Origin of the sequence: Pseudoalteromonas sp. Of11M-6 (genome assembly GCF_022347905.1) — a bacterium.
Taxonomy (GTDB): Bacteria; Pseudomonadota; Gammaproteobacteria; order Enterobacterales; family Alteromonadaceae; genus Pseudoalteromonas.
Window position 1 is genome coordinate 16,025 of the sequence record NZ_JAKRFW010000059.1, and the last position, 12,368, is coordinate 28,392.

Genomic DNA, 12,368 nt, shown 5'->3' on the forward strand with positions numbered 1-12,368 from the left:
AATCCCCTCATACCATACTAGCTCCCCGCTGGTAGGAGCCGCTTTACGCGGCGATCTTTACATAAAACATCGCGGAATAAATCCGCTCCCACCACAACAAACTCCCTCTGGTAGAAGCCGCTTTACGCGGCGATATCTTACGCCTAATTCCAGAAAACCAATCCCTCACACAACCTTTCGACGCTCCAAACCCCAGCAAAGCGCCAAAGCAAACACACCACTTGCGTAGGTCACATATAAAGGCACTGAGGTGTCGGCATCCTCAGCATACATAAACACACTCGACATCACCCAAGCTACAGCTGCACCAATCAACAGCCATACCGCCGCAGAATACAGCTTATACGTCGGCGCACTTATATAACCCGACAACACCACACAAGCCGCTGCTACACCGCCTATCACCGGCTTCTTCCACCAGCCCGCATACTCCGCCAACATCCCAGCCAAGGTTGCTGACACGACAAAAGTCACGATGACGACCATAACGGACAGTAAAAATTTAAGGGCTTGGTTCATAATTCACCTTTGCAAAATCACGGACTACTGAACATAGTCCACAACATCCATAGATCTAAAGTTGAGATGCTTTTCTTCATGATGTTCTGCATCCAGTACTACTGACAAGTACGGAGCAAATACCATTTTTTCATCCGATGAGAGCTCAAACTCCATTTTAAACATTCGCTTACTTCCTACAGGCACAGTAAAGTAATCAGAGTTATAACTACCATATCGCTTTTCACCTACATAGTATGCAAGTAATCTAGCTTGACTATCTTTGTGGTCAATCGCATAACTTTTATTTCTAATCCTAAAAGCATTATCACGAGGAAGCAGATTAATAGCGTAAAAGGAGCAAGTAAGATTTTTACCGCGCTTTTCACATTTATCCTTCTTTACTTCAAACCCCGCGTAGTGTTGAAAAGTTTTGACGGGGCCATCGTACTCATCGTTGAACATGGAAAGTGATATCCAAGGATCTTTTAGAAACATCCCTGCTGAAAAAAATGTTGCGCATACAAACACAGTTGAAATTGACTTTATGAATCTCCTAAAAGTGCTTAGTCCAGCTCGCTCAAATTGATAATACAAATAACTTATCATCACCACACTAAGCACCAAAATTGGTATAAAGCGAATCAAGCTACTACCAGAATAAAGCACGTAGGCCTTCACTATCTCAACAAGATCAGTTGCATAAGCACCAATAACGATACTGGTTATAAAAACGGTAAAAGCAACAAATTTATTAAATGAAAATAAAGCAGCTTTTTTTACTGTGTTGCGTTGTTGTGACGCTGAGCCATCCATTTGTTTGAGTGTCCTAGTTACTAAAGTTGTGAAATACAACCAAAGTTTTTATCGATAAATCAATTTACAATCCATCTACATAGAGTTCAAGCTATAACCTATCACCCGTTATGTTGATAGAGAAACCTCTCTGGTTGTTAACCAGCTCCTCTTTGACGCTAATAGCTCATATCTACGCTGCGCTAATTCTCAGAGAGTCTCTACACCTCTCTCAATCACGCAAACGTCACAAACTCCTCATTGGCTTTCATTACTTCATACTCTGGATTTCTTGCCACTATAATAGGTATCGTTCTATGGCGATCATGGTATTTGTAATCGAGTCTGCATTGTTCGCCGTGATACGCTCGAGTAATAGCAAATCCCCATCTAAGATCGGGTATTTACCACCGTTCATAGAGTGACCACGAGCATGAGCTAAGAAGTGTTTTTCAAGGTCAACTTTTCCACATCCCGATGGAGCTGGCATGAAGGGCATTTCACTACTTTCACCAGTTTTAAAGTGGCCACAGGCAATTTTTAAATTAGGAAATTGTGGCAGCTGTACTACTTGGTTATCTCTATTTAACTTAGCAACTAGGTCTCTAGGAGAGTGTGTATCAAAAAGTGCATAAGACTTGTTCAAAAAGCTGTAGTGGTTACCACCAAAGTGTTAGATATTTTTTGCCAAACTATTAAAACTAGGGTTAAACCAAGCCCGTAGAAATAACAGCTATAGATAAGCTAGCCTGTTACAAAGAATTACAGTCTCTTTTTATTACTTTACTGGCTTAGTCGGTGTTTTGCCTGTTGTTACTTCGGTGTAGAGATCCTGCGCTACCTTACCTTATATGAAGGTTTGCTTGTAGGCTGGCTATGCGAGGTGCCGATTCGGTTTACAACTTTTCCACATTCACCTACATTGGAAATGTAGCTTGGGTTTCAACAGGAAAGTCGCATGCACTTCAAAAATAAAATAACAAACGAGCGTTCTTATAATACCGGTGGCAGTGAAGCGAGTAGCCTTGAGAGCGACCGTGGGCGTATTATCAACAGTGCTGCGCTTAGACGGCTGCAACAAAAAACCCAAGTGTTTCCGCTTGAGCGCAATGCTGCGGTGCGTTCGCGCTTAACGCACTCGCTTGAGGTGCAACAAAACGGCCGTTACATTGCTAAAAAAATTGTTGATGCGCTGGTGCAGCAAGGTAGGCAAGATTTGCTGCAATATGAAGATAAAAACGGCCAGCAGGTGGATTTGTCTGAGTGTTTGGTCACCCTGTCTGAAATGGCCTGCTTAATGCACGATATTGGTAACCCTGCGTTTGGTCACTTTGGCGAGGCCGCTATCAATGATTGGTTTAAACGCTATTTGAGCCAGCATCAACAGTTTGCAAAAAGTGCTCGAGCGGCGCTTAGGTATGGCTCAAAGGAGAGCAAAGCGTCGGATCTGGCGGTGCTGAATCAAGAAATGGAGTTACTGCTCGATATTTGTAGTTTTGAGGGTAACGCCCAAGCCATTCGCGTTATTCATACACTTTCTCGGCTTAACCTTACCTATTCACAATGTGCCACTGTGATGAAATATACCCGCTGCGCGACTACACCTAAATCAACCGTAGCCATTGATAAGTCTTATTTGCAAAAGAAAGCGGGATACTATTTTAGTGAAAGTGGGTTTGTTAGTGAGCTATGCGACAAGTTACAGATCCAAGTGGGTAATCGCCATCCTGTGACTTATATCATGGAAGCGGCTGACGATATTGCTTATTGCCTTGCTGATATGGAAGACGCTGTAGAAAAAGGCATTATTAGCGTAGATGAGTTAACGGGCTGTTTAATAGAGGAATATCAGAATATCGCGGCAGGGTTTGGGATCACCGATGACAAGCTATTAGAGCTTATGAGTAAAAAACTGCACTATGCCAATGACAAAGCCAGCAAGCATATGGCGAATTTTGATAATGAGTTTTTTATTTGGCTCCGCGTGGGGTTGTTGCACCCGCTTGCAGAACATGCCAAAACGCGTTTTATCGATAATATTAAAGCGATTTACGAAGGGAGTTTTAATGCTTCGTTACTGGAGGATAACAGCCACCTTCATGCTATTGTAAAATCGCTGAAAACGGTCGCGGCCAACAAGGTATTCTCGAATAAAGAAGTCGAGCAGTTGGAGCTTCAAGGTTATAAGATCACCAGCAGCATATTGAATGAATATCAGCGAGTGCTTGATTTACACGCCGACGAGTTTAACGCAGCATTAAATGGCGACCATGACTTTGCGATAGAGTCGCGATTGATTAATCGAATTTCCAAAAAGTATGTTGCGGTATACCGCGAGACCTTGGTGAAGCTTAGTGATGCTGAGCAAGCCGAGCCGATTTTTGAGTTTTATTATCGCTGCCGCCTTATTCAGGATTTTATTAGCGGTATGACCGACCAGTTTGCTTATGATACGTATCGTACGTTAACCGCATTGGATTGAGGTTAATGGTTGAGGGAGTGATCCCGGGTCTTGTTGAAAAGATCGCCGCGTAAAGCGGCTCCTACCAGCGGTGACATTTGGGCAATTATCTAGCGGCAGTGTTGTGTGATGGGAGTGGGTTTACTCCGCTATCTTGATGAAAAGCTCGCCGCGTAAAGCGGCTCCCACCACCGGTGGCATTTGAGGAGTTAACCTGCGATAACGATATGCGGTGAGAGTGGGTTCACCCCACGATATTGTTGAAAATCTCACGGCGTAAAGCGGCTCCTACACAAGATAGTAAACGGATTTATTCTGCTAGAAAAGATGTCTGTCGCGGCGTAAAGCCGCTGCTACGAGCGAGCTAAAAGGTGGAGAAAATCTCACGGCGTAAAGCGGCTCCTACACAAGGTAGCAAGCGGATTTATTCTGCTAAAACAGATGTCTGTCGCGGCGTAAAGCCGCTGCTACGAGCGAGCTAAAAGGTAGAGAAAAGCTCGCCGCGTAAAGCAGTTCCTACACATGGTAGTAAGCGGATTTATTCTGCTAAAACAGATGTCTGTCACGGCGTAAAGCCGCTGCTACGAGCGAGCTAAAAGGTGGAGAAAAGCTCGCCGCGTTAAGCGGCTCTTACACAAGTGGCAATAAAAAGAGGTGCAAATTGCGCCTCCTTTGAGTTTTGTAATCTAGTAGTGCTTTACATGGATATTAAAACGTCACGTTTACACCAAACCAAATATTGCGGGCTTTGTCTTTTACGTTGTAGTCGTCGCTAAATACGACTTCACTTACCACACCACGGCCGCTTAGGTATTCGTATTTACCATCACCGTTTAAGTCGTTGTAATCTGTGCTATAAGACGTAAAGTCTTCATCCAATAAGTTATTGATACGCGCAAATACAGTAACGTTGTCGTTAAAGGTGTATTTAGCACCTAAGTGCAGTAGGTTGTAGTTTTTGTAGTACATGGCTTTGTCTAGATTATTGTCCCAGCCACGGTAACGATCAGAGCGCATTTCAGCATTTAGCGTTAGTGAGAACTCGTCTGTTACTTGCCAGTTTACCGTGGCATTTGCCATGTGTTCAGCGGTATTGGTTAGTGGTTGACCTTCTTGAGGGCCGCTCTTCTGCTCGCTGTCAGTCCAAGTGTAGTTCGCGTAAAGTGAAACTGCATCTGTGAACTGGTAACGACCTGCAAGCTCAATACCTTGGATCTCAACTTTGTCGATATTGATTTTTTGGCTGTAAGTATCGTAACCAAGCTCGTCGTATACGCCCAAATTCACGCATGGTTTTACACCATTGGTTGCAGAGCAGCTCTTGATGGTGTCACCACGGGCGATTTTATCGTCAAACTCTGTTGAGAAGTAAGTGATATTAAAATTGTGGTTCTCTGTTGGGTGCGTCCAATACAATGCTACTTCGTTGTTTACACTAGTTTCTGGTTCAAGATCTGGGTTACCAGCAAACGGCGACGTACCTTGACCACCAAAGCCGGTAATACCATTGTATAGGTCAGTCGTTTGTGGCGTTTTATAACCGGTGCTGATCCCGCCTTTTACTGTCCAATCGTCAGACAGCTCATACACACCGTATAGACGCGGAGAAAGTTGGCTACCAAATACATCGTGGTTATCATGACGGACACCCACTGTAACTGTTAGCGGATCGCTCAGGCTCCAGTTATCTTCTACAAATAGCGAGTACATTTGGTGTTCCTGAACGCCTTGAGCAACGCCAGACTCCATACCAAATACGCCATCTTGTAATTCACCATCAACCCACTGACCGCCCACAACAAACACGTGATCGCCAAGTAAGTTGTCAACTGGAATATCCACTCGCGCGTCTAACGTATATTGGTTACTGTTAAGTGTACGCTTTGGACGTGGTAAGAATGTGCTTTCAGCAAGCGCTTTACGTTCTGCTTCTTCCATATCGGCATATTTACCACTGCCATCGTACATGGCTTGTAGTAGTTTACGCTCTGCAACAGAAAGCGGCATAGTACGGCCATTGTTATCGGTATCAACAAACGCCAATGACACAAAGGTTTCAATATCACCAAATGTACCTTGATGCGTTAGTGACCACCAGCTTCTGTCAAATTCTTGATCTGCCGCATAACCTGCACGTGGATTTACCACCCCGCGACGGTCTTGCCAGATTGATTCGATGTTGTCTTTGGTGCCAAGCGGATAGGTAATTTTGCCCGACTCAACGTCATAGTTTGGTGTATTATCGTACTCTTGATTTGAGATATCATAATCAAAAGTAACTGTGTGGTTGTCATTTGGAGTGAATACAAACGTCGCGCCAAGTTGTGTATTGGTGTTGTCAACCGTTCTACCACCACTACCAAAACCGAGTTCACGATGATGCAACTCACCATTTGGATCGGTTGCAGGTGCAAACTCAGGGTTTGATGCTTGACGCTCATAAATACTACCGCGAGCAGAAAAGTTGAGTAAACCTTTAACTAAAGGCCCATAGATACTGAAATCTGTGGTAATGTCATCACCAAACTGGTCGTTTGTTTGTAGGCTTCGGCCAAAATCGATGCTGCCAGTCCATTCATCTACTGACTTTTTAGTAATAATGTTGATTACGCCGCCCATCGCATCTGCACCGTAAAGTGTAGAGGCAGGTCCCCTAATGACTTCAATACGCTCAATGGCACTTTTAGGTGGAATATGGTTAAACGCGTTACCACCAAAATTATTTGGGTAGATATCACCGTGGTTGTTTTGACGCTTACCGTCGATAAGAAGTAGCGTATATTCACCTGTTAAACCACGCATACTCACGCTGCCTTGGCCGGTTTTATCTCGAGTTGTGCCAATGTCCACGCCTTCTTGGTACTTCACGGCATCAAGCAAAGTCGTATAGGACTGAGCTTGAATATCCTCAGCCGTGATCACTGAAATACTCGCTGGTGCTTCTGGTATTTTTTGCTCAAAGCCGGTTGCAGTTACAACGATGCGTTCCATATCTGGCTGCGCTTTTACTAAATCTGCAAAAGCAACAGGACTAAGGGCAGAAAGCACCAAAGCAGAGAGTACACCACGTTTAAAAGGCGTGTTTGTCATTGTTAATATCCCAAAATTTATTGCATTAAAGTAAATTTTGGCGAGTACTCTAAATGGAAACTGAACAAAAGTCAAAAATATTGATAATTAATCTCATTTGCATTTTTGATTTAGATCACATTTAAGGGACGTTGTAGGTTTATTGATTTTTCTTAGTCTTGCTCATGAAGAGATCGCCGCGTAAAGCGGCGATTTTTAGAGAAAAGATCGCGGAGTAAATCCGTTCCTACAACATACTTAAACCCTTGGTGGGAGCCGCTTTACGCGGCGATAATTAGAGACAAAATCGCGGAGTAAATCCTCTCCTACCACATATTCAAGCCCTTCGTGGGAGGCGCTTTAGGCGGCGATCAGTAAAGAAGAGACCACCGTGTAAAGTGCTTCCTACGTGCTAAACAGTAAACTCCCTCGCATTATCGTTGAGACGGTGGCTGGTTTGCTCTAACTGCTCAACAATGGCCATAAACTCATTCATCCGCTTAATCGCTTCTTTAGAAATATCACTCAGGCCATTGATATTGGTGTTAATGTCTTCGGTTACCGATAACTGCTCCTGTGAGGCGGTAGCAACCCCCTGAGTCAAATCTTTGATTTTGCTTACAGCTTCAAAGATGCTGTCGAGCACTTCGGAAGATACCATCACCTGCTCTTCCGTCGCTTGCACTTGGTGCTGACTTTGCTGAATGGCGGTATTCGCACTCCCCGCTTTGGTTTGCAGCTGGTTGATGATATCGCGAATTTCTTCTGTGGATTTTTGGGTTCTTTGTGCAAGGGTTCTTACTTCATCTGCAACAACAGCAAAACCGCGGCCTTGCTCTCCCGCCCTTGCCGCTTCGATAGCAGCATTTAATGCAAGCAGGTTAGTTTGCTCCGCAATAGCCTGGATAACGCTCACTACATTTGACACTTGGTCACTTTGCTCAGTCAACTCTGAGATAATATTAGCAGTTTCGTCAAAGCGCACTGACAACTCACTAAATTGCTGGCTGGTTTGCGACATCACTTCCATCCCCCGCTGTGCTTCAAGTTCAACCTGATTGGCATAATCTGCGGTACTCACTGTGCTGGACGTGACCTCATTGAGTGTTGCGGTCATTTCTTCCGCAGCCGTGGCGATGGTTTCGAGACGGGCATTTTGTTCTTCGCTTATCTCTTTGTTACTGCGAATAAAGTGCGCTACTTCTTTGGAAGATTGCGACATCGCGCCACCCGCTGAGCCGATGTTCGTTACTGTATTTTTAAAGCTACTGAGCATACGATTTACGATATTGGCCACCGCTTTAATCTCAGTTGCACCGCTTTCGTCTACCGTTTTTCTAAGATCGTTTGAACTGCCTATCTCTTCAAAAGTCCTACCAAGTAACTCTATCGGTTTCACGATACGACGACGAACTAAGTACACGCCAAATAAACTGAAGCATACGGTTATCACTAACATCATCATAGCCCACAAAACATAAGACTCTACAGCACTGTGAGCTCGCACAACATTTTGTTTGGTGCGGCTTTCAAGTTCAGTAAAAAACGATTCAACTGGCTTCATGATGTTGGCTTTATAGCGATGATAATCATCACTGTGGGTAAGCTTAACCGCTTTGTTCAAATCGGGCTCGCCTTGAATGGTGTAATTACCGGCACTATCTTTAAACTTACCTTTTACGGCGTTCATGGCTTCAACTTCTAATGCAACAAGGCCATCGGAATTGGCTTGTGCCTCACTTAAGTAGTTGAGCTCTTTTTGGCTAAAGCCCGCCGCTTTCATGGCATCGAGTAATACTTCTCGCTGACCGTCTGGTTTTGGTTTCTCACCATAGTTAAGCACCAAATCCCAATAAATTTTATGGTAGCCTTCAGGCCTTGGCTTTTCACCATTACGGATCGCTAATACATCCATATACATCTTTTCGTATTTATCGTTCCCAGTTACCGCATAAGTTCTGCCCAATCGCGTTAAATCGTCGGAGCTTTGTCTTAATTCGTCGGCCAGTTGATAAGCTTTATATCGGTTGTCCGCCATTTGCTCAAAATCAAGCAAGGCGTTGTACATGTTAACAACCAATAAGGTAACGATGACGACAAAAACAATAATGCCACCGAATATAGTGGTCATGAGGATACGGATAGAGTTTAACTTCATGATTCTAGCCTTTATTGAAGCGTTCACAATAAAGACTAGTGCAGAGGGTGAGATTCTTCTAGTTTGAAATTGGGAACAGATCAAAGCTGAGAAAGTGCTCAGCAAAACACGGCATCCTTTAAAGGCAACCAACACTCATTCAAAACTTTAAAATTACATTTAATTCACTATAGTTACAAAAGCACAAATTAAGCTTACCTCTTTAATCCTGCAGTCTAAGGATCGTATATCAAATGATAATTATAAGGAATATGCTATGAAATATACCATTGTTGCGCTCTCTGTACTGCTTGTTGGTTGTAGTGGCAACCCCGAATATTCGTATATTGGAGATAGCCGCATCAATATGGCTGGAGCTTCCCAACTTTTTCCGCATGCGGAGTTTGTTACGATCGATTTAGCTAGACAAATCGCGGACGACAAAAAATTACAAAAATGGGAACATGATAATGGATTTTATCTCTATGGATACACTGTAGAGACGGCGGAACATCAAAGAGGTCGAAAAGTAGAGAAAGCTGTCAACTATAAACCCATATTAACTGATAAAAATTTGCATTGTGAGCAAAACAGTGACCCCGGGAGCAAACCCTGTATTCTAGCTAGGGCTCGACTAGACTACGCTTTTGACCTATACAGTAAAAATGACCAACACACTCAGCAACAAATAAGAAATGAACTACAAGATCGGATCATCGCGGCATCTGAACAAAGATGTAATGTCTATAGGATGTACTTAAAACGCACTGAGTCACGCAATAATTTTATGCTAGGTACCTTAACAACAGTGTTAGGCGGTGCTGGGGCGCTTTTTACGAACCAAGTAGGCAACCGCATTCTTTCTGGCCTAGCAGGAATAACGAGTGGTGTTAGGGCTGAGTTTAACCAAGCTTATCTGGCAAGTCAGGCAGCTCAAGTGATCACTAAGGGGATAACAGCTAGACGAAATGAGTTACGAACAAAGTTGAACGCTAGGCGAAGTGAAAATACAACACAATATACGCTGCAAGCAGCTATCGCTGATGCCATACACTATCACGGTGCTTGCAATATTTTAACGGGTTTGGAAGCTGCTGAATCAGCCATCGAGAGAGTAGAGAATCCTGGCTTAGATTTAATGACTAAGTCGCTCTATAAAAGTCGCCATGTAGAAGAGATTTTACAGGGAAAAACACCTGAGCAGTTTAAGTTCCAAAGCTTTTCCGAATCCAAATCGACTCAACCAGAAAAGACAATGGCGCTACAATTTGACACAAAACTCGCCACTTTAGGAAGCAATTTAGTCCAAGCATTTTATGCTAAAGCTGAAGAACGACCACATCTGCAAGCTTTACTTTTAACGCTCAAAGACGAAAAGACAGCTGCAAGCAAGAAATGGATTGAAGCTATCAACGAGAAATACGTTGATTACTTGAACAAAATTCAAAATGCGTACACAGAAGAATTAGACAATCTCAACAGCTATACTGATGAACAAGACATATTAGCATCTCAGTTAAGACTAAAGGCGCTAGAAACACAATTACTCGCCCAACAAAAGCTCGTTTTACACCAACTAGAAGCATTTAATACCGCTCTTGATAGCGTTACAACCAATACCAAATCTCTAGCGCCTACTTATCAGTATCTTTTTGACTTTTTACCAACCTTTCCATAATTTATCAAAAAATAGATTAAAGGAGGAAGTGCTCCCCTCCTTTTTTACATAATATTAAATACTGGCAGGCATGCCCATGCAGCTTGCGTAGTAAGTGGTCGTTGCTGGCCAATCAGAGAATACGCCGATTACGCCAACCTCTTTGGCCAATACATCTAGCACTTTAAAGGTATCACCATCGTTATCTATCATCGCCTCACCTGACAGACTTCCGTTGATGCTTTGGTAATACCAACCACCACCGCTAGCTAAGTGACCAGAGCGCTCTAGTGTCCAAGTGATGATCCCAAGCCCTGCTGCTTTTGCAGCTTTGGCATATGGTGAGGGAACGATTTTCCCCCCTTCTTCGGTTAATAACATCCAAAGTGGCGGTGCGATAATGTTAACACCATCCGCTGCAAGCTCTTCCATCGTTGGTGAAAGTAGCTCTGGGTTATGCACGATTTGCTCTGCTGATACCATGGTTTCATTGTCTACTGCTTGCGCTTCGTATCTGTCGTCCAAATACACTGCCTGTGCACCAAACTCTGGATTTTCTTTTATCCAATAGACGACATCGTCACGATTAAATGACTGCGCCCAGACATTTTTTGGATCTACATTTGCAGCTTTATATTCGTCGATCATTTTTTGTGCGTAGGCTTCTTGTGTAAAACCGTCAAAAGGCATAGCGACAGACGGAGTCTTCAGCTCTGGCGTCATTTTCACGCCTAAACTTTTAAATAACTCAATACTCTGGGCATGGGTCATTAAAGTGCCACGGCTCGAATATAAATCGGTGCGCCAATTTGCCGTGCCATCCATATATTCCTCTACGGTTGTGGCCATTGAGTTTGCGGCATCCATTTTACCTTTTAATGTCTTAAACTCAGCCAAAGTAATGTCACTGGTACAACACATCGCTTGGGCTGCAATTCCATTTTCAGGATCGCCTGGTACAAATGGTGTTGTACATTTTTGGCCTAAATCCGTTGCTAAAATATTTGTTGTAGTGTGTAAATCACATTGTGAATGGCGACAAACCAGCTCTTTGTCTTTGGTAAAAGCGACGTCACACTCTAAAATCCCAGCACCCATTTTAGCTGCCGCAATATAAGATTCTTTGGTGTGTTCAGGAAACTGCATTGGCGCACCACGGTGTCCAATTGAAAAGTCTGTTTTATAAAAAGGTCCGTTAGCACACTGCTCAAGCTTGGTTTTGAGTGCACTGTCTTCCATATCTTGAATCAAGAAATCAGGACGTGTGCCCACTTGCATGGCACTTGCGCTACCTGCTGGCACTTCCACAATTACCGGAACTTCAACGACTTTTATTTCAGTCTCCGTTGTGATCACCGGCTTTTCAACCTGTACAACCTCCACAGAATCATCATCACATGCACTCAGTAATAATGCAGCTACGATCGCAGAACAAACGCTTATCTTATTCATTGTAATACCATTATTATTTTAAAGAAGGCTTACGCTAGACGCTTTGTATTACGATTACGGGAACAAATCATGATTTTTTAGTTACATATTTTTAACTAAATATAACTCCCTTGACTGGATAATGGTTGTGTAATTTGAATATAAAGAAAAAGAGCCTGCAGTTAACAGACTCTTAGATGCGAGATAATTACCTAAGCGATTAATTAACCTGAGCTGCGGATAATTAATGCCTTTCTAGCAGCCAGTTTTAGCGCTAACTGCGTTGAATTCACTTCCAATAGCCAGCTATTGGTGCGTAA

General features: G+C 43.3%; 8 protein-coding genes. 2 read left to right on the forward strand and 6 right to left on the reverse strand.

Features of this window, described 5'->3' with window-relative positions; genetic code table 11:
* Positions 1 to 165: 165 nt before the first annotated feature.
* The 3 genes from MHN32_RS20710 to MHN32_RS20720 form a co-directional block, all read right to left on the reverse strand.
* Complete coding sequence (locus tag MHN32_RS20710; RefSeq protein ID WP_239422677.1) at positions 166 to 519, reverse strand: hypothetical protein; 354 nt, start codon at positions 517 to 519, stop codon at positions 166 to 168.
* Positions 520 to 543: 24 nt separating this feature from the next.
* Positions 544 to 1,314 (reverse strand): hypothetical protein, encoded by a 771-nt coding sequence (locus MHN32_RS20715; RefSeq protein ID WP_239422678.1) that lies wholly within the window; start codon positions 1,312 to 1,314, stop codon positions 544 to 546.
* Positions 1,315 to 1,591: 277 nt separating this feature from the next.
* Complete coding sequence (locus MHN32_RS20720; RefSeq protein ID WP_239422679.1) at positions 1,592 to 1,939, reverse strand: hypothetical protein; 348 nt, start codon at positions 1,937 to 1,939, stop codon at positions 1,592 to 1,594.
* A 312-nt stretch (positions 1,940 to 2,251) separates the two neighbouring features.
* Here MHN32_RS20720 and dgt point away from each other — a divergent pair, with 312 nt between their 5' ends.
* Complete coding sequence (gene dgt, locus MHN32_RS20725) at positions 2,252 to 3,775, forward strand: dGTPase (protein ID WP_239422680.1); 1,524 nt, start codon at positions 2,252 to 2,254, stop codon at positions 3,773 to 3,775.
* Between the two features lie 687 nt (positions 3,776 to 4,462).
* Here dgt and MHN32_RS20730 read toward each other — a convergent pair.
* Together MHN32_RS20730 and MHN32_RS20735 are read right to left on the reverse strand one after the other, a co-directional pair.
* Positions 4,463 to 6,844 carry a TonB-dependent receptor gene (locus MHN32_RS20730; RefSeq protein WP_239422681.1) on the reverse strand — a complete coding sequence of 794 codons (2,382 nt, stop codon included), beginning with the start codon at positions 6,842 to 6,844 and terminating at the stop codon, positions 4,463 to 4,465.
* A 391-nt stretch (positions 6,845 to 7,235) separates the two neighbouring features.
* Positions 7,236 to 8,981: a methyl-accepting chemotaxis protein gene (locus MHN32_RS20735; RefSeq protein ID WP_239422682.1), complete on the reverse strand. Its 1,746-nt coding sequence runs from the start codon at positions 8,979 to 8,981 to the stop codon at positions 7,236 to 7,238.
* Positions 8,982 to 9,237: 256 nt separating this feature from the next.
* On the opposite strand from MHN32_RS20735, the gene MHN32_RS20740 reads away from it, so the two are divergent.
* Positions 9,238 to 10,638 (forward strand): hypothetical protein, encoded by a 1,401-nt coding sequence (locus tag MHN32_RS20740; protein WP_239422683.1) that lies wholly within the window; start codon positions 9,238 to 9,240, stop codon positions 10,636 to 10,638.
* A 54-nt stretch (positions 10,639 to 10,692) separates the two neighbouring features.
* Here MHN32_RS20740 and MHN32_RS20745 read toward each other — a convergent pair whose 3' ends face one another.
* Positions 10,693 to 12,069, reverse strand: coding sequence for a glycerophosphodiester phosphodiesterase family protein (locus MHN32_RS20745; RefSeq protein ID WP_239422684.1), 1,377 nt, complete (start codon positions 12,067 to 12,069; stop codon positions 10,693 to 10,695).
* Between the last annotated feature and the right edge of the window lie 299 nt (positions 12,070 to 12,368).